26 protein-coding genes and 1 riboswitch are annotated in these 24,046 nt (G+C 31.5%); of the genes, 18 read left to right on the top strand and 8 right to left on the bottom strand.

From position 1 onward, the window contains the following. The first annotated feature begins 27 nt into the window (after positions 1–27). Both def and JK636_RS05675 read left to right on the top strand, forming a co-directional pair. Complete coding sequence (gene def, locus JK636_RS05680; protein WP_202747853.1) at positions 28–492, top strand: peptide deformylase; 465 nt, start codon at positions 28–30, stop codon at positions 490–492. 91 nt (positions 493–583) lie between these two features. Then, the gene (locus JK636_RS05675) at positions 584–1,090 is read left to right on the top strand and encodes an ECF transporter S component (protein ID WP_202747852.1); all 507 of its coding nucleotides are present in this window, start codon (positions 584–586) and stop codon (positions 1,088–1,090) included. A 58-nt stretch (positions 1,091–1,148) separates the two neighbouring features. Here JK636_RS05675 and JK636_RS05670 read toward each other — a convergent pair whose 3' ends face one another. Beyond that, entirely contained in the window at positions 1,149–2,288 is a 1,140-nt protein-coding gene (locus JK636_RS05670) for an aldo/keto reductase (protein ID WP_202747851.1), read from the bottom strand. Positions 2,289–2,360: 72 nt separating this feature from the next. Then, entirely contained in the window at positions 2,361–3,185 is an 825-nt protein-coding gene (locus JK636_RS05665; protein WP_202747850.1) for an SDR family oxidoreductase, read from the bottom strand. Between the two features lie 136 nt (positions 3,186–3,321). Between JK636_RS05665 and helD the strand changes: the two genes are divergently transcribed. The 4 genes from helD (at position 3,322) to JK636_RS05645 (ending at position 7,683) form a co-directional block, all read left to right on the top strand. After that, a complete protein-coding gene (helD, locus tag JK636_RS05660; protein WP_202747849.1) occupies positions 3,322–5,613 on the top strand; it encodes an RNA polymerase recycling motor HelD in 2,292 nt (763 codons plus the stop codon). A gap of 150 nt (positions 5,614–5,763) precedes the next feature. Further along, positions 5,764–6,936: an FprA family A-type flavoprotein gene (locus JK636_RS05655; protein ID WP_202747848.1), complete on the top strand. Its 1,173-nt coding sequence runs from the start codon at positions 5,764–5,766 to the stop codon at positions 6,934–6,936. Between the two features lie 40 nt (positions 6,937–6,976). Next, positions 6,977–7,228, top strand: coding sequence for a DUF1292 domain-containing protein (locus JK636_RS05650; RefSeq protein ID WP_202747847.1), 252 nt, complete (start codon positions 6,977–6,979; stop codon positions 7,226–7,228). 56 nt (positions 7,229–7,284) lie between these two features. Next, a complete protein-coding gene (locus tag JK636_RS05645) occupies positions 7,285–7,683 on the top strand; it encodes a hypothetical protein (protein ID WP_202747846.1) in 399 nt (132 codons plus the stop codon). Between the two features lie 288 nt (positions 7,684–7,971). On the opposite strand, the gene JK636_RS05640 is transcribed toward JK636_RS05645, so the two are convergent. The 5 genes from JK636_RS05640 to JK636_RS05620 all read right to left on the bottom strand — a co-directional run bounded on the left by JK636_RS05640 (position 7,972) and on the right by JK636_RS05620 (position 12,173). Continuing rightward, entirely contained in the window at positions 7,972–8,157 is a 186-nt protein-coding gene (locus JK636_RS05640) for an aspartyl-phosphate phosphatase Spo0E family protein (RefSeq protein ID WP_202747845.1), read from the bottom strand. Positions 8,158–8,424: 267 nt separating this feature from the next. Continuing rightward, on the bottom strand, positions 8,425–9,390 hold the full coding sequence (locus JK636_RS05635) for a polyprenyl synthetase family protein (RefSeq protein ID WP_202747844.1): 966 nt from the start codon (positions 9,388–9,390) through the stop codon (positions 8,425–8,427). Beyond that, complete coding sequence (locus JK636_RS05630; RefSeq protein WP_202747843.1) at positions 9,391–9,933, bottom strand: Gx transporter family protein; 543 nt, start codon at positions 9,931–9,933, stop codon at positions 9,391–9,393. A gap of 11 nt (positions 9,934–9,944) precedes the next feature. Further along, the gene (locus JK636_RS05625; protein ID WP_202747842.1) at positions 9,945–10,325 is read right to left on the bottom strand and encodes a NusG domain II-containing protein; all 381 of its coding nucleotides are present in this window, start codon (positions 10,323–10,325) and stop codon (positions 9,945–9,947) included. A gap of 45 nt (positions 10,326–10,370) precedes the next feature. After that, positions 10,371–12,173 carry an FAD-dependent oxidoreductase gene (locus JK636_RS05620; protein ID WP_202747841.1) on the bottom strand — a complete coding sequence of 601 codons (1,803 nt, stop codon included), beginning with the start codon at positions 12,171–12,173 and terminating at the stop codon, positions 10,371–10,373. 258 nt (positions 12,174–12,431) lie between these two features. On the opposite strand from JK636_RS05620, the gene JK636_RS05615 reads away from it, so the two are divergent. The 6 genes from JK636_RS05615 (at position 12,432) to JK636_RS05590 (ending at position 18,541) form a co-directional block, all read left to right on the top strand. Beyond that, complete coding sequence (locus JK636_RS05615; protein WP_202747840.1) at positions 12,432–13,235, top strand: FMN-binding protein; 804 nt, start codon at positions 12,432–12,434, stop codon at positions 13,233–13,235. A 134-nt stretch (positions 13,236–13,369) separates the two neighbouring features. Further along, entirely contained in the window at positions 13,370–13,558 is a 189-nt protein-coding gene (locus JK636_RS05610; RefSeq protein WP_202747839.1) for a DUF896 domain-containing protein, read from the top strand. Positions 13,559–13,571: 13 nt separating this feature from the next. Further along, entirely contained in the window at positions 13,572–14,474 is a 903-nt protein-coding gene (hprK, locus tag JK636_RS05605; RefSeq protein ID WP_202747838.1) for an HPr(Ser) kinase/phosphatase, read from the top strand. Positions 14,475–14,880: 406 nt separating this feature from the next. Then, on the top strand, positions 14,881–15,819 hold the full coding sequence (locus JK636_RS05600; RefSeq protein WP_202747837.1) for a magnesium transporter CorA family protein: 939 nt from the start codon (positions 14,881–14,883) through the stop codon (positions 15,817–15,819). Between the two features lie 69 nt (positions 15,820–15,888). Further along, entirely contained in the window at positions 15,889–17,298 is a 1,410-nt protein-coding gene (locus JK636_RS05595; protein ID WP_202747836.1) for an aminopeptidase, read from the top strand. Between the two features lie 88 nt (positions 17,299–17,386). After that, positions 17,387–18,541, top strand: a complete 1,155-nt coding sequence (locus JK636_RS05590; RefSeq protein ID WP_202747835.1) for a DUF4317 family protein — start codon at positions 17,387–17,389, stop codon at positions 18,539–18,541. 27 nt (positions 18,542–18,568) lie between these two features. Here the strand turns inward: JK636_RS05590 and JK636_RS05585 are convergent, their stop codons facing one another. Further along, complete coding sequence (locus JK636_RS05585) at positions 18,569–19,963, bottom strand: leucyl aminopeptidase family protein (RefSeq protein WP_202747834.1); 1,395 nt, start codon at positions 19,961–19,963, stop codon at positions 18,569–18,571. 139 nt (positions 19,964–20,102) lie between these two features. Here JK636_RS05585 and JK636_RS05580 point away from each other — a divergent pair, with 139 nt between their 5' ends. The 6 genes from JK636_RS05580 (at position 20,103) to radC (ending at position 24,040) form a co-directional block, all read left to right on the top strand. Continuing rightward, positions 20,103–20,624, top strand: a complete 522-nt coding sequence (locus JK636_RS05580; protein WP_202747833.1) for a GNAT family N-acetyltransferase — start codon at positions 20,103–20,105, stop codon at positions 20,622–20,624. A gap of 85 nt (positions 20,625–20,709) precedes the next feature. Next, positions 20,710–20,835, top strand: a riboswitch (cyclic di-AMP (ydaO/yuaA leader). A gap of 4 nt (positions 20,836–20,839) precedes the next feature. Beyond that, positions 20,840–21,481: a C40 family peptidase gene (locus JK636_RS05575; protein WP_202747832.1), complete on the top strand. Its 642-nt coding sequence runs from the start codon at positions 20,840–20,842 to the stop codon at positions 21,479–21,481. Positions 21,482–21,610: 129 nt separating this feature from the next. Beyond that, on the top strand, positions 21,611–22,321 hold the full coding sequence (locus JK636_RS05570; RefSeq protein ID WP_202747831.1) for a hypothetical protein: 711 nt from the start codon (positions 21,611–21,613) through the stop codon (positions 22,319–22,321). A gap of 165 nt (positions 22,322–22,486) precedes the next feature. After that, the gene (locus JK636_RS05565; protein ID WP_202747830.1) at positions 22,487–22,747 is read left to right on the top strand and encodes a DUF4321 domain-containing protein; all 261 of its coding nucleotides are present in this window, start codon (positions 22,487–22,489) and stop codon (positions 22,745–22,747) included. Positions 22,748–22,765: 18 nt separating this feature from the next. After that, the gene (locus JK636_RS05560) at positions 22,766–23,341 is read left to right on the top strand and encodes a Maf-like protein (protein ID WP_202747829.1); all 576 of its coding nucleotides are present in this window, start codon (positions 22,766–22,768) and stop codon (positions 23,339–23,341) included. Positions 23,342–23,353: 12 nt separating this feature from the next. After that, entirely contained in the window at positions 23,354–24,040 is a 687-nt protein-coding gene (radC, locus tag JK636_RS05555) for a RadC family protein (RefSeq protein ID WP_202747828.1), read from the top strand. Positions 24,041–24,046: the final 6 nt, after the last annotated feature.

Raw genomic sequence — 24,046 nt, 5'->3', positions numbered from 1 at the left:
AAACATAAAGCTAAAGGGGAGGCAGTTATGGCAGTAAAAGAAATAATAATGTTTGGTAGTCCAAAGCTTAAAAGAGTTAGCAAGAGAATTGAGAAAATTGATGAAGAAGTAGTGAGTTTAGTTAAAGACTTAAAAGATTCATTATACAGCACAACAGGAATAGGGCTTGCCGCTCCTCAGATTGGGGTGCTGAAGAGAGCTATAATTATAGATCTCAGAGAAGGTGAAAAACCAATAATATTAATCAATCCTGCTATAGTTGCAAAGGTTGGAAAAGAGGAAAGCATAGAAGGTTGTTTAAGCTACCCGGGCTATGAAGGAAAGGTTATAAGGCCTAAAAAGGTTACAGTTAAAGGTGTAGACATTAATGGAAAAAAGGTTGAGTATACAGCAGAAGGACTTTTGGCAAAAGCCTTTTGTCATGAAATTGATCATCTAGATGGAATACTGTATACTGATAGAGCAAAAAAGGTATATAGATTAGAAGAATAGCATAAGGCTATTCTTTTTTTATTTTGTCTATTTACAAAACAAAGGTCGGTATGTATACTAGTGTATATACAGATGTAGATGGAGGGGTAAAATGAAAGACGTTAAAAAATTAACTTATACTGCACTTTTAACTGCATGGGTAATACTAATACCTATTTATTTTAAAGGACTTCAGGTTCAGCTGCCGCCTTTTACAGCTACAATAACTGCTCACGTTCCAATATTTATAGCTATGCTTTTAGGTCCTGAAGCAGCAGTTATGGTTGCACTTGGATCTGCACTAGGATTTTTTATTTCAGCACCTATAGTAGTTGCAGCTAGAGCTTTAATGCATGTTGTAGTGGCGTTAGCGGGAGCTTATGCTATTAAGAAGGGAATGTCTTTTAATAAGACTCTTATAATAACTGCACCAATACATGCAATATTAGAAGCTTTAATAGTTATTCCATTTGGATATACAATGTACAAGGTTCTTATAGTAGTTGGGATAGGAACATTGCTTCATCATGGGGTAGACGCAGTTATATCTTCAGTACTAGTTAAATCAATCTCAAAAGCAACACGAAAAGACCTTGTAAAAGAATTATCTGCTAAGTAATTTAGTGATAATCTAAAAACCTCCCTTTAAGCTAAAGCTTTAAGGGAGGTTTTTAGATTTATATACATCCAAGAGCAGCGTGTACTTCTTTTAGATGTTGTCTTATAGGAAGATTTTGAGGACATTTTGTCTCACAAAGTCCACATTCCTTGCAGTGATTAGCTCTATCATTTTCAGCCATAAAATTATTATAGGCGTGTGAATAGCCATTAATATCATTATACATTGAAGATTCATTTAAAAGGGCAAAATTTCTTGGTATATTAACTCCAAATGGACAAGGCATACAGTAATTACAAGCAGTACAATTTACTTTTATAAGTTCATTATATTTTTCTTTAACTTTATCTACTAATTCTAGCTCTTCCTTATTTAATGAGTCAGAAATAGAATTATCAGCTATTTTTATATTTTCAACTACTTGGTCAAAAGCACCCATTCCACTTAGTAAAAGAGTTACTTCCTTATGATTCCATATCCATCTTAATGCCCAGTCAGCGGCACTTCTTTTTACCTCTGCTGTATTCCATAAAGACTGTACCTCTTGTGGAGGATTTTTAGCAAGTTTTCCGCCCTTTAAAGGTTCCATAATTATAACTGCCATTCCTTTAGATGCAGCAAGCTTTAAACCTTCTTTGCCAGCTTGATAATCAGTATCCATATAGTTGTATTGAATTTGGCAGAAATCCCAGTTATAAGAGTTCACTATTTCTTTAAATACTGGAAGTTCATCATGGAAGGAAAAGCCTACATATTTTACTTTACCACTTTGAACAGCTTCCTCTAAGAACTTAAATACATTTAATTTTTTTAAGTCTTCCCATCTTTCTTTGCTTAAGGCATGCAAAAGATACATGTCTATATGATCTGTCTGAAGCTTTTCTAATTGCTCATTTAAATATTTGTTAAAGTCTTCATGGTTTTTAACAAGCCATACAGGGCATTTTGTAGCTAGTTTAACTTTTTCTCTATAACCATCTTTTAAAGCTTTTCCTACTAATAGTTCACTGTTGCCTTTATGATAAGGATACGCTGTGTCTAAATAATTAACTCCATTATCGATGGCATATCTTATTAGATTTATTGCTTCCTCTTCGTTTATTTTAGAATCATCTTCATCTAAAAATGGAAGTCTCATGCAGCCAAACCCAAGTGCAGACACCTTAAAGTCGTGCTTTCCAAACTTTCTATACTGCATTTAATTTTCCTCCTTCGCTCATATAAACAATATACAATTTATATTATACATCAATGTAATAACTATAAAAAGTTATTTGCGCAAATATTCTTTCAAGGAAATCTCCCAGGAAGGGAGCTCTATATCAAAACAGTTTTTAATAAGAGAGGTATTTAATATGGTGCATTTAGGTCTAAGCGCTTTATTAGAAATAAAGTTATCAGGGATTTCTATTACATCTGTTTTAATACCGATGTAGTCCAATATTGTTTTAACCCATAAAGATTTCTTAACTGCACCTGAGTTTACAACATTGTATGTACCGTATACATCAGACAGCATCATTTTTTCTATAACCTTGCTTAAATCTCCCAAAAATGTTGGAGTTGCAATGTCGCTTGAACTCATAAATATAGGAATATCTTTGTTATCTATAATGTTTTGAACAAAACAATTTTTTCCACCATATATCCAGGAAGTTCTAATAATAAAATATTTAGAACAAATTGTCTTTATCAGTTTTTCACCAGCAAGCTTTGTTTTTCCATATATATTTACAGGAATGCATTCGTCTGTTTCGTAGTAAGGACTAGTTTTGGAACCGTTATAAACATTATTGCAGGATATGTATATAATTGGAATGCTTGCTATGCTGCAGGCGTAGGCAACATTTAAACTTCCTATTGTATTTATAGTGTAAGCGGAAGTTTCATCTCTTTCGCATAAATCTATATTTGATAATGCTGCGGAATGGATAACAATATCTGGATTTAGTTTTTTTATTATTTCAGTGCATTGAACTCTATTTGTAATATCTAATGTATTTTTCTTTAAAGCAAAAACTTCATGGCTGCTAGAGAAATATTTAGAAAGGTAATGCCCAATATTACCATCAGTTCCAGTTATGAGAATTTTCATTATAGACCTCCTAAATTATAAAATAATACACTATAAATTATATGAATTACGATATGTTTACATTATCGATATTGACAATTATTTGAATAAAATATAAAATTATATTTTATGTTCAATATACAGGGAGTGAGATTAAATGTCTATTGAAGCTAAACAATTATTTATGGAAGAAGAAAAATTTGATTCTACAAAATCTTGGCTTGTTAGTGAAATAAATCTAATAGAAAATAATGATAAATATTTGCAAAATAAAATTGCAGCACTTAAAAAACAAGCAAAAGGAAAATATAGCGAGGAGTTGGAAACTTCCCAAAAACTATATGATATAACTCATAAGAACCTTCAAAATTATAATGAAGCATTATCTAACCCTTACTTTGCAAGAATAGATTTCAGAGAATATAGGAGAGAAACCGAAAGCTTTTATATTGGAAAATTTGGATTAGGAGACAGTAAAACTGGAGATGAAGTTGTAATTGACTGGAGGGCGCCAATCGCCGACTTGTATTATAGCGGCACTCAGGGAAAAGCATATTATAAAGCCCCTATTGGAGTAATAAATGGTGAGCTTTCACTTAAAAGAAAGTTTTTGATAAAAGATAATAAACTTCAGGATGCATTTGATGAAGGTATAAATGAAATAATTCTAAATAACTCAGGTGAGGAAGAAAATGCACTAATAGATGAATTTTTAAGGATAAATCTTGAGGAAAGCACAAGCAGCAAGCTTAAAGAAGTTGTTGCAACTATACAAAAGGAACAAAATGACATAATAAGAGCGGATAAAAATGGAGCACTTATAGTTCAGGGGTCTGCTGGTTCTGGAAAAACAACAATAGCACTTCACAGACTTGCATATCTTCTTTATAAGTATAAGGAAAAGCTCTCAGGCGATGACATACTTGTAATAGCTCCGAATAAATTATTTTTAGATTATATTTCTGAAGTATTACCTAATCTAGGAGTAGACAAGGTAATGCAAAAAACTTTTGAAGAAATATGTTTGGAAGTTCTTGATATGAAAGTAAAGGTATTTACAAAAGATAAAAAACTTTCTTATGTGCTTGAGGAAGCTGATGAAGAGAAAATAAGGTATGTAACAGGAGCAAGCAAGCTTAAGGGAACATTTTCCTATAAAAAAATAATGGATAGATATATAAGATATCTGGAGAAAAAAGATATAGAGGTAGCTAATATTGAAGTTGAAGGCTATACGTTGTTTGAGGCTAAAGAAATAAAAAGATTGTATGGCAAGGATATGGTTAACCTTCCTATAAATAAAAGAAAAGATGAGATAAAGAGATATTTTTTACTGAAGCTTAATGAAAAAATTAATAATATATTGGATAAGATAGATTTTTCTTACGAATATATGATTGCTAGAACAAAGAAAACTATGGAAGATGGTGAGGAGAGAAGGAAAAAACTAATTGAACTATATAATGATAGAGATTTTAAAAAAGATGAAATAAGAAAAAAATCAAAGGAAAAATTCAATGAGTATTTTGTATCTTGGAGAGAAATTGATACTGGCAAATTATATTTTAACTTGTTTAATGATATAGAGATTTTCAGTGAAGTAAGTGAAGGAAAAATACCAAATAAACTTTACGAATATATGAAAGAAGAACTAAATAGTAATATAGCTGCCGGAGTAATTGATAGCGATGATTTATCTTCCATGTTGTATTTAAAGTTCAAAATTGAAGGCATACCTGAGAAATATAGGTTTAAACATATTGTAGTTGATGAAGCTCAAGATTATAGTATGTTTCAATTATATATTCTAAAGAGTATGGCCAATAATAATTCTTTGACCATAGTGGGGGATATTGGGCAGGGAATATATTACTATAAAGGAATAGACAGCTGGAATAAAGTAATTAAAGATGTATTTGAAGAAGATGCTCTATATACACCTTTAACTCAAAGTTATAGATCAACTGTAGAAATAATTGAATTTGCAAACAAGGTGCTTAAAAAGCAGAATAATAGTCTAAAACCTGCTATGCCCGTATTAAGACACGGAAAAAAACCAAGCATAATTGAGTTTATAAGGAAAGAAGAATTTGCTGAAAGAGTAGATAGGATTGTTTCAGAAATAGAAGGTCTTGGCAAAAAAAGTACAGCCATTATTGGGAGAACCTATGAAGAATGCAAAGCTATAAAGGAAATTATGAAAAAATACAGCAGCAATAAGTGGGATTTAATAAAAGATACTAATAAGACAATGATTCTTAAAAATATAATAATTCCTTCTTATATGACTAAAGGTTTAGAATTTGACTGCAGTATTATATATAATTGTAATGAGGAAAATTATGCTGACAATGAATTAGATAAAAAGCTTTTATATGTTGCTCTGACAAGAGCTCTTCATCTTCAATATGTATTCTTTAATGGAAAAATTTCCAAAATATTATTATAATGATTTTAAAATAGGAGAAATATGATAAATATTTCTCTTTTTTTACATAAAATCAAAGGACGCATTTAAAAAAAATATATATTGTGTTAGAATATCAAAGGTGACAAAATAAATATTATAATTTAACCAATGATTATGGAGGTATAATGGATGGGGACTGTAAAATTAAAGGATAATATTTACTGGATAGGAGTTCGTAATCCAGAGCTTAGAGTATTTGATATCATAATGGAGACCAAGAAAGGAACTACCTATAATTCCTACTTGATTGATGATGAAAAAGTTGCGGTTATTGATACAGTTAAAGATGGATATTTTGACGAATTTTTAGCTAATATTAAGGAGATAATTGGGAATCGAAAGGTAGATTACATAGTTGTTCAACATACAGAGCTAGATCACAGCGGTTCGCTTGCCAAGCTTATAAAAGAATATCCAGATGCAGTAGTAGTAGGTTCAAAGGCTGCTATTATGTACAGCAAACAAATTACTAACTTTGACTTTAAGAGTGAAGTTGCAGCTTGTAAACTTAACCTTGGAGAAACAACACTAGAATTTGTTTCTGCTCCAAACCTACATTGGCCTGATTCTATATTTACATATGTTCCAGAGAAAAGTATATTATTTACTTGTGACTTTATGGGATGTCACTATTGTCCAACAGATTCAATTAGTGATTATGATGAAGAAGAATACTTAAATGAAATGAAATACTATTTTGATGTAATAATGGGACCCTTTAAAAAGTTTGTTATTAGTGCTTTAGATAAAATTAATGGGTTTAGCCTTGAAATAGTGGCTCCAAGCCATGGTCCGATTCATACAAAAAACATTGAAAAATTCATAAAACTATATAAAGAATGGGCTGTAGTAGATGCAGCAAAAGAAAAAAGTGTAGCTATATTGTATGTTTCAGCTTATGGTAATACTGAAAACATGGCAAAATTTCTAGAAAACAATATAAGAAATAAAGAAATTGAGGCCAAAGCTTTTGAAATAACATCAATGAAGCCTGAGGATTTAATACAAATTGTTGAGAAATCATCTGGCGTACTTCTAGGTTCTCCAACAATCAATCAGGACGCAGTTAAACCTATATGGGATGTTTTATCTCTTGTGTGCGCCATTACAAACAGGGGTAAGGCAGCTGGTGCATTTGGTTCATATGGCTGGAGCGGCGAAGGTGTTCAAATGATGACTGATAGATTAAAATCTTTAAAATTTAAAACTACTGAGCCGGGTTTAAGGTTTAATTTTGTTCCAAGTGAGGAAGACTTTAATAGAGCAAATGAATTTATAGATACTTTTGTAAGTAAGCTTTAATATTTTAAAAGATTAATATAAAAGGAAAGGAGGGAAAGTCATGGAGGAAAAAGTAGTAATGTCCTTTAAAAATGAGAATGGTGAGAAGGTAGATTTTGAGGCTGTAGCAGAAATTTATTTAGATGAGAAAAAATATCTTATACTTGCACCAGTCGAAGGCGATGAAGAAGATGCCTATGTTTTTAGGGTTGATAATGAGAATGATCAGGAAGTTCTTAACTTAGTAGAAGATGACAACGAGTTTTTAATGGTTAACAAAGAATATAAAAAACTGCTATATAATGAACAGTAAGATCTGCTTAACGAAGGTAGGTTACTTAATACTTAGCATGAAGGAGGAAATACATCATGAATAAAGAAACTTTAATACAAGTTTTAGACAAAAACGGATTTAGTGAAATAGAGGAAATAGATTACAAAGAAGATGCTGTAGTAGTCAGTTTTATTTATGAATTTGATAATGATGAAGTTGAAGCTGCAAGAGCATATGCTAATGATGAAAGTGAAGATGAAGAAAATGGAGACACTTGGTATGAGGAGTTTTTTCTACCATATTTAAATGACTTGGCTGTAGATAATGTAGGTGAAGTAATAGAGAATATGATGGAAGAAATGCAGATAGAAGCTCAATATGTTTCTTATGAACTTGATGAAGAAGAATACAGTTATAATGAATTTATAGCAGCATTTTTCCCAAAAGGTAAAGTTATAGAAATTGAGCAGGTTTTAGATGAATTAGAAATGTAATTTTAAAATGCAATAATATACTAGTTGAAAAAATATTTAAAAGTGATATAATAAAATTACAATAAAACCTAAGATGTTCGCAAGGCTTATATCGTTCAACCACAGTAATTAATAGGGATTTGCAACAGTTCTAAAGGATGTCAGGCTTCTTAAGATATGAAGTAGGCAGAGAATAGATGCGTAAAACCAACCTGCGAGAGTGCGGGTGTGAACAAGTAAGCTAACGGCATATTTGGGCATTAAAACTAAAGTAAATAAAACCACAAGCAAATGCTTGTGGTTTGTTTTTTATGCTGCATCTTTTGCTTTAAGTTCTTTTTTTATTTTTTCGTATTCGGTCAGGAGCTTGTCTAGTTTTTGGCTACAATCTACTACTTTTTTATCTGTCAATTGTCTGTCACTGTCTACCAAATTATTTAGTTTTTTTCTTAATTTGTCTATTTTTTTGATTATCAGCACTATATTCAGCTCCATAATACTCACCTCGTTTGCTTTAGTATTGGTGTATTTATATTGTACCATGTTTATTATAATGAAAAAGAAAAATTATAAGCCATTATTAATCATAAAGTTACATAAAATACCATATAAATATAATATCTTAATATTTGTATAGTACTAAATTTTACTATAGCACGAGTGTAAATGTTGAAAAAAGCCATAAGGAAATATGTGGAAATGACGAAGAAAGTCATAATTTTTATATAAATTAAAAGTAGAGATTTACGAAAATCTCTACTTTTAATATTTTCTAGACAACAGCATTTCAGCAAGTTCTCTTAATATATTTTTGTTATCACAGTCAGGCAATTTAGCTATTCTGTCAAAAGATCTTTTAGTGTATCTTTTAGCTAGTGCTCTTGCGTTATCAATCCCACCTAATTTATCTGTAATATCTATTATTTTACATACATCTTCATCAGTATATTCATTCTTTAAAAGTTTTTCTAAAGATGAAGTTTTATCAGCTTTAAGAGCGTATATTAGAGGAAGAGTATAAATACCTTCTTTCAAATCATTTCCTACTGGTTTTCCTACTAAATCAGCTTGTCCAGTGTAGTCAAGTATATCATCGATAATTTGAAAGGCCATTCCAATATCGTATCCGATTTTTGATAGATTACTTACCACTTCCTTTGAGCAGCCACTTTCAGCTGAGCCTACATAAAAACTAATAGAAAATAAAGCAGCGGTTTTGGCAGCTATTCTCTTTAAATATTTTTTGACACTAACTTCTTTTGAAAATTGAGAAGAAAACTGTTCGATTTCTCCTGTACATATATTAAAAATTGCTTCAGAGAGCAATTTCATATTCTCCATTGAAGTATTACTAGATAATAACATAAAACATCTGCTAAACAATAAATCTCCCATAAAAACTGCATAGTCTTTTCCGTATTTAGATTGTATAGTTTGATTCCCTCGACGAGTTTTAGCATCATCTACTATATCATCATGTACCAGAGTAGCCATATGAAGCATCTCTACCACAGCTGCCAAATTACAAAACTTTTCAGAAACATAATTTCCAAAACCAGCAGAAACAATAAGAAACGCAGGTCTTAGTAATTTGCCGCCTGAGTTTATCAAATCCAAAAGAGAATTTTCTATAGTTTTTTCACGATTAACAGCATTATTTTTCATTATATCAACTACATTTTCAAGTTCAGAATATATAAAAGGATATTTATTCCAAAGTGTATTCATTTAATCACCCTTAAAATAGTTATTATTATTTATAGTAGAATAGAAAGGTAATTTCTTTACGTATATCATTAAGTACCTCGAAGTTATACCTACAAAAAATCCGGTTCCTATCCCAGCGATAGAAAGAATAGGAAGATATACTATTATATTAATATTATGAATTACAAGTGCCGCAATTAAAACTTGACCAACGTTATGAAAGAATGCTCCAGTAATACTTACACCAATGATACTAATATAATCTTTCCCTAAACGTTTAATAAAATACATGGCTAAAAAGCTAAGTATACCACCAGATATACTGTATAGAAAACTTGAAAGCGTACCTCCAAATAAAGTGGATAATATTATTCTTAGTATAATAACAGTAAAAGTATCTCTTAAGTTAAAAATATATAAACAAACCACGGTAACTATATTTGAAAGACCTAGTTTTGCTCCGGGAGCTATGAAAGGAACGGGCAGCATTCTTTCTATTAGGTAAAGTATTAAGGCTTGAGCTACAAGCACAGAAATAAAAGTAAGCTTTTGTGTTTTCTTCATGAATACCTCCGTTAAAAGGATAAAACATCCGTATCGCTATTTTCACCTTTAATTTGAACCACAACCTTGTGGGGCAGACATACCAAAATATCTCCTGGCTTATTTATAGAACCGTCTTTTATACAAATTTGATCTCTGCAGTCAGCATCTGAAATTCTAACTTTTCCATTAGAAATTTCTATAACATTTTTGCCAAGATCAGTATCAATTGTAATTCGCTCATTACTGCTATTATCTAAGGGAAGCTTTTTAAAAAGCTTCCCTTTAACTTCAATTTCTACATATTTATTATTAAAGTTTCTGTGTGAGTTAATAAAAGCAGCTGTTGAGGAACCCAAGGCTATAACTAATAACACAACTATTACAACAATATCAAGTGGTTTTAATTTCATGGAAATTCCTCATTTCTACTTGAATTTTGTATAACTAAAAATTAATTAATCTTTAGTTATATGATGTTCCATATAAAAATATGTTTTCTTGGCTAGTGTAGTATTATTCCACCATCTTTTAAGCCAAGGCATTACATAATAGTCAAGACCTAAGGCTCTTCCTGCTCCGCCCATTAATGCTATTCCAGCAAATATAAACCAAACCTTATCCCATCCAAACATAGCTGAAAGTATAAAGTTAAGACAGAAGAATACTGAAGCTGCACTAGCTAAGAATGTAAATAGTCCAGCGACTAATGCAAGACCGATACCTATTTCAGCAACAACCACAAGTATCTGGAATTGCAAACCAAAAGGTCTAAGTAATCCCATAAAGTTTGAGAAAAACTGAGGTGGTGCACTTAATATAGCAGGTGCTTGCTGAACAGCAGTAGCAGCACCATCTGCAACTGAAGCAGATGAAGTAGCATCAGCCATAAACATAGGTATTTTAATATCTTTTAGCCAGCCTTCTTGCACTTTATTAATACCTTCAATTAACCACATAATACCAACATAAACTCTAAGTATAGCAAGCCAAAAGCTGTGTGATTTAGCCGAAGCATGACCTCCAATAATTGAACGTCTTTCTTTTACATCAAAAAATTCATGTACTATATATGACCAGCAAGCATTGAAACCAGCAACACCAAATAAATAGTGCAAGTTTACAAGATGCTTCATAGCCATAGCGATGAAACCGGAAAGTGACATACCCATAAGACTTGCTACCGCATATCTGCTGCCTATAGAAACCATTAAGCCGTGATAATTGGACTTATGAGCTTTCTTTTCTTTGTTTTCCATTTCTGCAGCAATATTATCTACAGCAGTTTCAGCTGTTTGTAGTGCAGTTTCAACAATTTGAGGAAGACCTTTTCCATCTTCTTCTAAGTATGAGTTGTCTCCAACTACATAAACATTATCATAATCAACCGATTGCATATATTCGTTTGTTTGAATTCTTCCTGCTCTTGATGTCTTAAGACCAAGGCTTGAAGCAAATTTGCTTGCTTGAACACCACAAGTCCAGATTAGAGTATTTGTTTTTATTTCATTGCCATTTTTTAAGTTTATAAAGTTTTTATCTACATTAGTTATTGGAGAACTTTTTATAATTTCAACTCCATGTTTAAGTAAGTATCTTTCTGATTTAGCTATAAGATTATCATTTAATATAGGAAGTATTTTATCTAATGCTTCTACTAACACTAATTTAACTTCGCTTTCATTAATATCATAGTTTCTGCAAAGTTTTTTCTTCCATTCTACTAACTCGCCTATAGTTTCAACTCCAGTAAAACCAGCACCTGCTACTACGAAAGTAAGCAGCTCACTTCTTTTTTCAGGATTTACTATTTTAGATGCTTTTCTAAACATGTTTTCAACATGTTCTCTTATTCTTATAGCATCTTCAAAAGACCAAATGGTAAATCCGTTTTCTTTTACTCCAGGAACACCAAAGAAAGCAGGTTCACTTCCAGCACCTAGAATCAAGTAGTCATATTCATAAGTAGATTCTTCAGAAGAAAGTATTCTTTTATTAAAGTCTATTGCTTTTATTTCATCTAGTACTACGTTAACCCTCTTACCACCAAATATTCTTTTTAAGCTTATTTGAACACTATCATGTTCAACTCTCCCGCCAGCAACCTCATGAAGCTCTGTCATAAGAGTGTGATAAGGATCCTTGCCTATGAGTGTAATTTCTACATTAGTATTCTTTTTAAACTTCTTGTGAAGCTTTTTAGCTGCAGTAACTCCTGCATACCCAGTTCCGAGTATGACAATTTTTTTTGTCTCTCCCATTTTTGACCTCCTCAGTTTGATAATATTTTATTAATGTTTTTAATGAACACTTACTTCATATATTATTTTAAACAAAAATGAGAGGCGTGTCTACATTTAAAATGAAGGAATTTCATAAATTATTAAAGATACAATAAAAATTAACTAAATTTATCAAAAACCATAAAAAAATTATATAATTTGATAACATGTTGACAATGTTTACATCTAATGTTAAAATATTAACGATGGATAAATTTAGATGTAGGGGGATTTTTTATGAAAAAAGTATTAACATTAACAATAGTGGCAGCTATGTCAATATCAGTACTAGCTGGCTGCTCAAAGGCTGCACCTGCAGCTAACAATAACACCAATACTAACTCAAATACCACTGCTGCAGCAGGAAATTTGAAAGATGGAAAGTATTCCGCAGCATTTGACCATATTGATGGAAAAGGATGGAAGCCTTTTTTAGAGATTGAGGTTAAAGGTGGAAAAATCGAAAAAGCAAACTTCAACTACAAGAGCCCAGATGGAAAATTAAAGACTGACGATGCTAATTATGAAAAATCAATGAAAGCAAAAAATGGACTAGGTCCAGTGGAATATGTTCCAAAAATAAATGAAGCTTTTGTAAAAAAGCAAGCAGCTGAAATAGATACAGTAACTGGAGCTACACATTCAGTTGAAAACGCTAAAGCATTAGCTAAAGCTCTTCTAGAAAAAGCAGCTAAAGGAGATACTTCCGAAACTGTAATTCAAATGAATGATACTTATACAGCAACTGCTAAAGACTTTGATGAACGTGGATGGAAACCACAAGTATCAGTAACATACAAGGATGGAAAAATAACAAGCGTTGTTTATGAAGAGTTAAATAAAGAGGGTAAGAAAAAGACAGAAGATACTCAATACAATACTCAAATGAAAGCTGCATCAAAGGTTTCAATGAAGGAAGCAGCTGAAACATTAGGAAAGAAATATCTTGAAACTGGTAAGGTAGACACAGTAGCTGGAGCAACAACAACTTCAAAGAATTTTGCTGATCTTGTTCAAAAGGCTATTGATTCTAGAAAATAGTATAAATACAGCAAAGGGCTTTAGTGTAAAATCTAAAGTCCTTTATTTTGTTCAAAAATTAATTTACTGTGATATAATATATTAAACATATATAGAATTTAAAAATTAGCGTAGACATGCAGATGGAGGAAGTTATGAATATTGATGAATTGATAGCAAAAATAAATTATCTATACAAAAAAAGTAAGGAAGAGGGCTTAACTGAAGAAGAAAAAGAAGAGCAGAAGATTCTTAGAAGAGAATATGTTGAAAGAGTTAAACAAAACTTTAAAGCACAACTTAACCAAATAGAAAGAAAAGTTCCAGGTAAAGGACTAAATTAAAGGAGCGATAAATATGTCCGTAACAATAGAAAATCTTATTGAGGATTTAAAACTTGAAATTATAGTTCAAGGAAAAGCTGAGAAAGAGATAAGTTTAAGTGATCTAAACAGACCAGGACTTCAATTCTCAGGATTCTATAACTATTTTGCAAATGAAAGGGTTCAAGTTGTTGGTATGGCGGAATGGAGTTTTTTAGATGCTATGCAGCCAGAACTTAGGAAGAAAAGACTTAAAAAGTTTTTTCAGTTTGAAACACCATGCGTAGTCGTAAGTAGAGGATTGGAACCGCACACTGAGCTTATAGAAGCTGCAAAGGAAAATGCTAGATGGGTACTTAGGACTAATAGTATTACGACTAGATTTATAAGCAAACTTACAAATTACTTAGACGATAAACTAGCAGCCGAAACTAGAATGCACGGGGTGCTTGTGGATGTTTATGGTATTGGAATGATGATTACTGGTGAAAGCGGTATTGGAAAGAGCGAAACAGCACTAGAGCTTATTAAGAGAGGACATAGACTAGTTGCAGATGATGCTGTGGATATAAAAGAAATTGATGGCATATTAAAAGGAAGAGCTCCGTATATTACATCAGGAATGATGGAAGTTAGAGGAATGGGCATAATAGATGTACCAGCTTTATACGGATTAAGCTCGGTATTAAATGAAAAGACTATTAATATGGTAATATATCTTGAGCAGTGGAAGGATGAGGAAAGTTATGACAGATTAGGCATTGATCAGACATTTGTTGAGATATTGAATGTACCTATTCGAAGAATGGTTCTTCCTATAAGACCAGGCAGAAACTTGGCAGTTATTATAGAAGCTGCTGCAGCCAACTATAGATACAGTCTTAACTCTAATATCACGCCGGTTGATACCATAAACAGCAGAATTGGGTTGGGCTAATTGAGTTAACGGAAATTAAAGAATTATATTTATTTATGCTAGCATGACTTTAGTAACAGATACACATTGTATAATTAATAGAGCATTCGAGGATAATAAAATAGTATGTGTAACTAAAGTTATAAATAAAGGTGCTGTTTAGTAATAGTGTTGATATAAGCATGTTTTTTAATACTGTAGAAAGCAAATCTACTGCAAACCAGCATGGTTGCAGTAAATATAAAAATATTTAAATATTTTTATAGGTTTATATTTAATTTTATTACCTGTAAAAAAGAAGCCTTTAACGCGGCTTTGGCATACAGTTTTCAAATTTTATATAAGACTTTGATGGAAGAATATGATGTTTATATTGATGAGGTAATTACAGATAAGTAAGTGCAAGAAAGTTTAGGCTGGTGAGTTTATGCTTGTATTTGATATATTAAATAACTTTAAACAGGTTGAAGAAAATTTTCAAATAGGAAACAGTCATTATTGGTTGATTTTAAAGGCTGACGAACTTTATAAAATTAAGGATATTCTTGTTTTAGATGAAGAAAGTCTTCAAGAATGTGTAAATTTAGATCAGTTTCCTAAACTAAGTTTTTATTCTGGATACATGTTTATAGTTTTTAATATTCTAGATTATAGTAATATGGAGGTTGTTTCAAAGGAACTTAATATTTTTTTAAGCAGAGACTACATTATAACTGTTTATAAAGAAGAACTGAATATTATCAGTGGTTTAATTGGCGATATAAGAGAATCTAAAAACACTTTTATCTTAAAGGAAAAGCCAAATGCTTCAATTGTCCTTTATTATATACTTGACAGAATTATATTGAGAAATTATGAGGTTATTTCTTCGATTGAAGCTCATGCTGATAAAATTGAAATAAGCATACTTAAAAGCCCGAGAAACGAACACCTAGAAGAACTTATCCACCTGAGGCGTCAGGTTTATAAAATCAGAAAATATTTAAATCCCTTAAGATACATAGGTGACGGTCTTATAAGCAATGAAAATTATATTATAGAAACCGAAAATATAGGCTATTTTAAAAATCTTAGCACTAAGATTGAGAAACTTATGCTTTCACTAGAAAGTTTAGTCCAGGATTTAGCATTAGTAAGAGAAGCCTTCGAATCTGAAATATCTAATAAAACAAATGAACTTATGAAAGTTTTTACACTTATTGCAAGTATATTTTTGCCTCTAAATTTAATAACAAGCATGTATGGTATGAATTTTAAAAATATACCTTTTGTTGAATTGGAACATGGATATTATATTGTAACAGTCATAATGCTTACAATTTCTTTTGGACTATTAGTGTTATTTAAAAAAAAGAAGTGGTTATGATTTGTATTTTTCATCAATATTTGATAGAATGTAAACGTAATACATATTTTAACGATAGGGGGAATAAACATGGCAGAAAAAAATATGGATCTAAGCAAAAAATACGAATATGCTTGGGATAAGTACTCAAAGGAAGATTTAAAAAAGGTTTTTTCACTTAGTGAAAATTATAAGAAATTTATGTCTGACTGCAAAACTGAAAGAGAGTGTGTTGATGAGTTTGTAGCTTTAGCTGAAAAAGCAGGTTATACAAATATTGATACATTAATTGCTGAAAATAAAGCTTTAAAAGCAGGAGACAAGGTTTATGCAAATAATATGGGAAAAACCCTAGCTTTATTTGTGATAGGAACTGAGCCATTTGAAAAGGGTATGAAAATACTTGGAGCTCACGTTGATTCACCAAGACTTGATTTAAAGCAGAATCCTTTATATGAAGATACCGATTTAGCTATGATGGAAACACACTATTACGGCGGAATAAAAAAGTATCAGTGGGTTACTATACCTCTAGCTATACATGGAGTTATAGTTAAGAAGGATGGAACTGTTGTAAATGTAGTTATAGGAGAAGATGAAAGTGATCCTGTAATAGGAATTTCAGATCTTTTAATACACTTATCTGCTGATCAGCTGCAAAAGAAGCTTGATAAAGGAGTAGAAGGTGAAGATCTTAATATCTTAGTAGGCAGCATGCCAATTGAAGATAAAGAAGCTAAAGACAGAGTTAAGGCCAATGTGCTAAAAATATTAAATGAAAAATATGGAACAGATGAAGAAGATTTTGTTTCAGCAGAGCTTGAAATAGTTCCTGCAGGAAAAGCTAGAGACTACGGCTTAGATAGAAGTATGGTACTTGCATATGGACATGATGACAGAGTTTGTGCATATACTTCCTTTGAAGCTTTAATGAAAGTTGAAAGTACAGATAAAACTTGTGTAGCTTTATTTGTAGATAAAGAAGAAATAGGCAGTGTTGGAGCTACTGGAATGCATTCAAAATTCTTTGAAAATGTAGTTGCTGAACTTATGGAACTTAAGGGTGAATACAGCGGTATCAAATTAAGAAGAGCATTAGCAAGTTCAAAGATGCTTTCTTCAGACGTGAGTGCTGCTTTTGATCCAAACTATCCATCAGTAATGGAAAGAAAGAATACTGCTTACTTTGGAAAAGGAATAGTATTTAACAAGTATACTGGTGCTAGAGGAAAAGGCGGCTGCAATGATGCAAATCCAGAATTTATAGCAGAACTTAGAGCTATAATGGAAAAGCATGGAGTAATTTGGCAAACAGCTGAACTTGGAAAAGTTGATCAAGGCGGCGGAGGAACAATAGCATACATATTAGCTGAGTATAATATGCAGGTTATAGACTGTGGTGTTGCTCTTCAAAACATGCATGCCCCATGGGAAGTAGCAAGCAAGGCTGACATATATGAAGCTGTTAAAGCTTACCATGCATTCTTATTAGAAGCATAATCAAAAACAAAAATCCATGGCTGTTAAAGCAGCCATGGATTTTCTAAATTTTTATATTAATAGAATAAGCTATTACAGGGGGTACATAATGAATAAAAAAGAGCTAAACAAAATGAAAAAAGAATTTAAACTAGACAGCGTGCTGTTAAGTATAAAAGAAATATATAATTTGTACATAAAAAAGGATAATTTATCAGTTATACATTCAGATATGACCTATTTTCAAATGCTTGATAGTGAGGCTCAGGAGATTTATCTTAACAATTTCAAAAAAATAATAGGAGGGTCTATAGATACAAAGCTTTTTGAACTGTCATTTACAACAGAGAATGAAGTGAATGAAACTCAAATTTTGCTTACAGAGGCTTTAAATTCAGAAACTAATGAAGATTTAATAAAGCATATGGATACTCTAGCTCAAGGGTTAATAGACAACTATTCCTATGATGCAGATATAGTAGTCACATTCATTAAAGGAGATTATTGGAGCAGCAAAGGAAGGAAGGATGATGAGTATGAAGCTATAGAGGACTATGTAAATTCACTTCCATTTATTATGGGAAGTGTTAACAAAGTAGAGCCTTTTAAAAAGACATTAATGTTCAATTATGAAGAGAAGGAAATAAGGACAAGCAGTGTGCTGGATACTTTCATAAATCTTAATTCTCCAATAGATGGATTTATGTTTCCAAGCTTTGAGAATGGATTTGCAAATATGAATAAAGTTATATATTACAATTCAAAACCAAAGGATATTAATTACAAATTTATTGATAATGTATTAAAATGTAGTATGAAGCTTACTGCTGAGGAAGAAAAAAGCTGCTTTACTGATATAATAAGAAGTGTTGTAGGAGAAAGCATAAAATCAGAAGTAATTGAAGATATTTATTCAAAGCTTGAACTTATGAAAGAAGTTTGTGAGGAAGATGAAAAACCAGTTATAAGTTTAAATGATGTGAAAAATATAGTAAAAGATATTGACTCTAAAGATATAGAAATTTTAGAATCTGCATTTGAGGAGACTTGTGGTAAGGACTATGAGTTTAACATAACCAACATACTTCCTGCGTCAAATGCAAAGTCGGTAAAAATATGGAACGATAATATATCAATAAATATGAACCCTAAAAACTTAAATGGTATAAAGCAGGTAAAATCTGAAAATGGAACGAGATGCTTAGTAATTGAGCTTGATGATGATGTAGTGATAGAAGGATTTAAACTAAAGACAGAAGATTAAAAAATGCCCTTAGAAAAGGGCATTTTCTTATTTCATTAACAATTGAATTAAAGTTCTAGTAGGCATTCCTGTGGCTCCTGACTCAAATATATCTGAACCAGAAGAGGAGCCCGCACAGCCGGCAATATCCAGATGAGCAAAATTTACATCCTCAGCAAAGCTTTGAAGAAATAAACCAGCAACAATAGCTCCACAGGATGTTCCTGTATTTTTCAAATCAGCACTGTCAGTTTTTAGCTGCTCTAAGTATTCTGAATTATGTGGAAGTCTCCAAAAGTTTTCTCCTGTCTCTGTTCCACAGTTAATAATTTCTTTTGACAATTCATCTGAATTACTTAAAAGACCAGCATTAATTCCGCCGAGAAACTGGGCACAAGAACCAGTCAGTGTAGCTATATCTATAATATTGGTAGCACCTAATTCTTTTGCGTAGGTAATAGCGTCACAAAGAATTAATCTTCCCTCAGCATCTGTTGAAATTACCTGCACGGTTTTTCCACTGTAAGTAGTTATTACATCTCCTGGCTTATAAGAGCTGCCTGAAGGCATATTTTCAACTACTGGAATAAGCGCAAGAACGTTTTTCTTGGGTTTAAGGTGGTTTAGTATTTTCATTACACCAAGGACAGAAGCAGCACCAGCCATATCTGAAACCATGCGTTCCATACCTTTTCCTGGCTTTAAGGTTATACCCCCACTGTCAAAGGTCACTCCTTTTCCAATAAGAGCGGTAATATTTTTACTTGAAGGATCTCCAAAATACTGCATAACTATAAGTCTTGGACTATGCAGGCTTCCTTTACCTACATATAGAATAGAATTCATTCCCATTTGTTCAAGCTTGTACTTATCTATAACAGCTATATCTAAGTTTTCATCTTTAGCTATAGCTTCAGCCTGTTGTGCCATAAATTTAGGAGTAACATAATTTGAAGGTAAGTTTACAATTTGACGAACATAATTTACAGCATTTCCTACTATTAAACCATTATTGATGCTATCTTTATATGAAGAAATAATATTTATGTTCTGAAGCAAGACTTTATCTTCATTTTGTTTTATGCCTTTAAATTTATACAAAGACATTTCTAATGCTTGGCCTATTATATAGCCTAAATCTTCATGCAAGTTATCATAAATATCAAGCTCTTTAATAGTGTTTTTTAATGATTTTATTGAACTTCCTAAAGCCTTTAATAATCTTATGGAGTTGAATTCTTCTGTAGAACCAAGGCCTAGAACAAATATCTTTCTATATTCAGACCTACCTAAGGTATTTAAGATTTCAAGCTCTTTATACTCTCCGATATTTTCTGAAAAAGAAAGTATTTCTGAAAGTTCAGCTGGATATTCTAATTCAAAGTTATTGAATTTAAAAATTAAAAGATTAGAATACATTTTGGTATCGTTTACACCTATCATAGATACACCCCCCAATAAATAATAACATAATTCTGTTTAAATGTTTACTTAAAAATTATATTATTTGTTTAGAAAAAAGATTCTTTTAAAAGGATTTTACACGATTAATGTAGAATTATTTATCTCAAGAGGTGGATTTATGTTTGATATAAATATAGATTTAAATGATGTTAGTATTTCAAGTATTGAAAGAGATGATATTGTTTTTATACAAAAATGGATTAACGAGCAAAATAGCAGCAATGCAGGAAATGAAAAACCTTTAGGACTTAAAGAAATTTACGAAAGGTTTTTGGAGTATTATGTAAGTGAGGGTGAGTTTTTTTTAAAGATAACAAAAAAAGAAAAACTTATCGGTGTCTTAAAAGGCAGAATTGAATTTAAAATAATAAATGAAGTATGGTTTTGGTACTTTTTATTAGATAATCAATATAGAGAACTTGGAATAGGCAGTAATATTATTAAAAATGTTAAAGATTATTTTATGAATGAACTAGGCATATATGACTTTTATACAGGAGTTTGTGAAAAAGATTTAAGAATTCTTAAGTTTTGGAATAAGAATAAATTTTTGATTACTAGAATTTCTAAGGGATATTTTAATATTAACAATGAAGATCTTGATATGATTGTTTTAAAAAACTGCCCAAAGGCTGATTAAGAAATTCAAATATCATACCAAAATATGGATATATTTATTAAAATATCATTAAATACCATTGACAGCTAAACTGATGATAAACTATAATGAACTTATGCTGAATCCTTTTATAGGTACGGAGGAACCAAAATGTTGGGGTTAATCTGATTTATCAGTAGGGAACCTTCACCCGCACCCGTCAGCTAACTCCGGAGGCAAGAAGGGGGGATGAACAAATGAAATTCTCTAAATCAAAGCCATTCATTTTTGTTGTTACTCTAGTGGCTCTTGGCATTACTGCTAAAGTTAATTCTTATGAGGTTAAGGCAGATGCAGCTATTAAAGATCAACCAAGTGTGGTTGTCCGTTCTGTTGATTTAAACTCGGACAAGGTTATAAAGGTTCCAGAGAGAAGTGTACCAAAAGATAACCAAAAGACCAACACTGCAAAGAAAACAACCTTAAACAGAGGGGGAAGCGGATTAAATCAAGCAGGTCCCACAGCTCCAGCAGGCAGCGGTAGTGTAGTTTCCTATGCGTATAAGTTTTTAGGAAGACCATACATATGGGGAGCTTCAGGTCCAAATGCGTTTGATTGTTCTGGATTTACTTCATACGTCTACAGATCTTTTGGCGTTAGTCTTGATCACTATACTGGAAGTCAATTCGGTCGTGGTCAGGCAGTGGGTAAAGGTAATCTTTCTCAAGGAGACTTAGTATTTTTTAATACTTATGGTTCAATTTCTCATGTTGGTATTTATATTGGAAATGGAGACTTTATTCATGCGGCAAACTCCAGAACAGGAGTAATTGTAAGTAGTTTGTCAGAAGGGTATTATGCATCACATTATGCTGGTGCAAAAAGAGTATTAAAATAAATGGTTGTTCTCGGCAGGTTTTGCCGAGTTTTTTTTATCATAAATTTGTATTTCATTTAATAATAATATAAAGAATATGCTTGTACATAAAAATTCAAGATATAATTCTTTATAACCAGGAGGTATAAAATGAAATACACAAGATATGATATGAAACGAAAAAGGAATGGGAATTTTACTTTTGTTTTTATAATGGCAGCTACTCTTATATTTGCATTTATTATTGGAACTGCAATTTTTAATCTGATGTTTAAAAATGCTGCTATGAGTGAACTGATACCTAAACCTAGCAAAAGTGCTTTGGAGGTTGCTAAAACCTCAGAAAAATCAATCGCTAAGTATATTGCTGTACAACATGGCTTATTTCAAAAGCAGGAATATATAGAACCGGGGAAAAATAAGTTAGTACCCTATGGAAATCCTTTTACTATTAGTGAAGACCAAAAGGGTACCAGAATATTTTTAGGAATATATAATGAGGCTGAAGGTATAAAAGCTATAAAAACTTTAACCGATAAGGGAATAGCTAATTCCAAGATGACTTTTGAAATAAATACGGCATCAAGTCCGTGCGAAGAAGAAATCTCTGCTGTTATAGATGCTGAGCTTACAATTTTATCAAAGCTTAGCGATAATAATATTAAATCAATACCAACAGAGGATTTGAAAAAATGGTGCTCAACTGAGGTTAAAGAGGTTGATAAAAACAGCAAAAACATAAATGTATTAAATGAATTAAAAGAGCATGTTAATGGACTGCCTAAGGAGATTTCAAAAGATAAAGTTCCAGAATGCTATATATATATATATAATGTATTAAAAAAGATTAATAATAAGTAAAGATTTAGGCACCTTTCAAAAGGTGCCTTTATTGGCATTTTATTAAATAAAATGTCATGAAAAGCCAAATTTCTAAATAATTCTTAAATAATTTACTAAGCACTTGTTTATGCATATATTAAATGTTAAACTATAAACGATGTATAATCAAGGTGGGGATAATCATTGAAAGGTTCAAATAAAAGTTCAGCTTTTTTTATTTTTATTGTGCTTTTAGGTTCTATTTGCGGAAGCTTAATTGGAGACTTGTTAGGTTCAAATATAAAAGTGCTTTCATTCCTGAAGAATGTTTACTTTATAGGTATGAATAAGCCCTTAGTATTAGACTTGAAAGTAATTAGCCTTTCTTTTGCAATAAACTTTAATATTAATTTGATGTCTATAATTGGCATAATTGTGGCAATAATACTATATAGGAAATTCTAAAATATAGGATGTGGTACAATGAAGTTTATTTTGGCTTCAGCTTCAGAAAGAAGACAAGAACTTTTGAGCAGAATTATAAATAATTTTGAAATTATTGTGAGTAATTTTGATGAAGAGTCGGTAATTTTTCAAGGAGACTGTGAGGAATACGTAAAAGAACTAGCATTAGGAAAAGTAAATACTGTATCTAAAAATATAGGTGATCAGTGCATTATTGTGGGTTGTGATACAATAGTTTATCATAATGGTAAGATATTAGGAAAACCAAAAGATAAAAAGGATGCATATAAAATGCTTCAAACCTTAAGCGGAAATTCCCATAAGGTTTATTCAGGCATTGCTGTTAAAAATACAGCTACAAATGAAATAAAAGCAGACTTTGTGTGCACAGATGTATACTTTTCCAAGATATCCTCAAGTGAAATTGATAAGTATATAGAAACCAATGAGCCTATGGATAAGGCTGGAGCTTATGGAATTCAAGGATATGGTGGTATTTTTGTTGAAAAAATAATTGGTTGTTATTATAATGTTGTAGGGCTTCCTTTAAATAGGCTTTACAATATGCTTAGGGAGATGGGGGTAAATCTATAAAGGAGCAAAGTTATGGAAAGAACACTTAGAGTTATGGATTTACCAGAAAACGAAAGACCAAGAGAGAAGCTGTTAAAGTATGGAGCTGAAACTCTGTCAAATGGGGAGCTTATTGCTATAATATTAAGAACAGGCAGTTCTAGTGAAGATATACTTAATTTAAGTAATAGAGTGCTTAAAGAAACTGGAGGGCTAAATGGTCTTTTAGCTTCTGATGCTCATGAGTTTTTAAGCTTAAAAGGTATAGGTGCTGCTAAAGCAGCACAGCTTATGTCACTAGCTGAAATATCAAAAAGATTTAGGACATTTAGGTCAGGAGAAGAGTATAAAATAACTCAGCCTAAAGATGCTGCTGAATTACTAATGGAAGATATGAGGTATTTAAAGCAGGAACATTTAAAGGTTATTATGTTAAATACTAAAAATATTGTGATAACCGTAAAAAGTGTTTCAGTTGGAAGTTTAAATTCTTCTATAGTACATCCTAGAGAAGTCTTTTGTGAAGCTATAAAAAAAAGCAGTGCTTCCATTATAATAAGCCACAATCATCCTTCGGGAGACCCTTCACCAAGCAGTGAAGATATAAGCCTCACGCAGAGAATAAAAGAAAGCGGCAAGTTACTTGGGATTGAACTTTTGGATCACATTATAATTGGAAATGGAAATTATGTAAGCTTGAAAGAAAAAGGTATTATATAACACGTA

The sequence above is a fragment of the Clostridium rhizosphaerae genome, assembly GCF_016765585.1.
Taxonomy (GTDB): domain Bacteria; phylum Bacillota; class Clostridia; order Clostridiales; family Clostridiaceae; genus Clostridium_AT; species Clostridium_AT rhizosphaerae.
This window is presented reverse-complemented; position numbering and strand designations above follow the sequence as displayed.

Coding starts and splice junctions, on each gene's coding strand:
- JK636_RS05665 (WP_202747850.1), bottom strand. CDS start 3,185: ATGAAAATTCTCATAACTGGAACTGATGGTAATATTGGGCATTACCTT.
- JK636_RS05610 (WP_202747839.1), top strand. CDS start 13,370: ATGAATATTGATGAATTGATAGCAAAAATAAATTATCTATACAAAAAA.
- JK636_RS05575 (WP_202747832.1), top strand. CDS start 20,840: ATGAAATTCTCTAAATCAAAGCCATTCATTTTTGTTGTTACTCTAGTG.
- JK636_RS05590 (WP_202747835.1), top strand. CDS start 17,387: ATGAATAAAAAAGAGCTAAACAAAATGAAAAAAGAATTTAAACTAGAC.
- JK636_RS05645 (WP_202747846.1), top strand. CDS start 7,285: ATGAATAAAGAAACTTTAATACAAGTTTTAGACAAAAACGGATTTAGT.
- JK636_RS05595 (WP_202747836.1), top strand. CDS start 15,889: ATGGCAGAAAAAAATATGGATCTAAGCAAAAAATACGAATATGCTTGG.
- JK636_RS05600 (WP_202747837.1), top strand. CDS start 14,881: ATGCTTGTATTTGATATATTAAATAACTTTAAACAGGTTGAAGAAAAT.
- JK636_RS05625 (WP_202747842.1), bottom strand. CDS start 10,325: ATGAAATTAAAACCACTTGATATTGTTGTAATAGTTGTGTTATTAGTT.
- JK636_RS05650 (WP_202747847.1), top strand. CDS start 6,977: ATGGAGGAAAAAGTAGTAATGTCCTTTAAAAATGAGAATGGTGAGAAG.
- JK636_RS05620 (WP_202747841.1), bottom strand. CDS start 12,173: ATGGGAGAGACAAAAAAAATTGTCATACTCGGAACTGGGTATGCAGGA.
- JK636_RS05615 (WP_202747840.1), top strand. CDS start 12,432: ATGAAAAAAGTATTAACATTAACAATAGTGGCAGCTATGTCAATATCA.
- helD (WP_202747849.1), top strand. CDS start 3,322: ATGTCTATTGAAGCTAAACAATTATTTATGGAAGAAGAAAAATTTGAT.
- JK636_RS05570 (WP_202747831.1), top strand. CDS start 21,611: ATGAAATACACAAGATATGATATGAAACGAAAAAGGAATGGGAATTTT.
- JK636_RS05655 (WP_202747848.1), top strand. CDS start 5,764: ATGGGGACTGTAAAATTAAAGGATAATATTTACTGGATAGGAGTTCGT.
- JK636_RS05630 (WP_202747843.1), bottom strand. CDS start 9,933: ATGAAGAAAACACAAAAGCTTACTTTTATTTCTGTGCTTGTAGCTCAA.
- def (WP_202747853.1), top strand. CDS start 28: ATGGCAGTAAAAGAAATAATAATGTTTGGTAGTCCAAAGCTTAAAAGA.
- JK636_RS05635 (WP_202747844.1), bottom strand. CDS start 9,390: ATGAATACACTTTGGAATAAATATCCTTTTATATATTCTGAACTTGAA.
- JK636_RS05670 (WP_202747851.1), bottom strand. CDS start 2,288: ATGCAGTATAGAAAGTTTGGAAAGCACGACTTTAAGGTGTCTGCACTT.
- hprK (WP_202747838.1), top strand. CDS start 13,572: ATGTCCGTAACAATAGAAAATCTTATTGAGGATTTAAAACTTGAAATT.
- JK636_RS05580 (WP_202747833.1), top strand. CDS start 20,103: ATGTTTGATATAAATATAGATTTAAATGATGTTAGTATTTCAAGTATT.
- JK636_RS05675 (WP_202747852.1), top strand. CDS start 584: ATGAAAGACGTTAAAAAATTAACTTATACTGCACTTTTAACTGCATGG.
- radC (WP_202747828.1), top strand. CDS start 23,354: ATGGAAAGAACACTTAGAGTTATGGATTTACCAGAAAACGAAAGACCA.
- JK636_RS05560 (WP_202747829.1), top strand. CDS start 22,766: ATGAAGTTTATTTTGGCTTCAGCTTCAGAAAGAAGACAAGAACTTTTG.
- JK636_RS05585 (WP_202747834.1), bottom strand. CDS start 19,963: ATGATAGGTGTAAACGATACCAAAATGTATTCTAATCTTTTAATTTTT.
- JK636_RS05640 (WP_202747845.1), bottom strand. CDS start 8,157: ATGGAGCTGAATATAGTGCTGATAATCAAAAAAATAGACAAATTAAGA.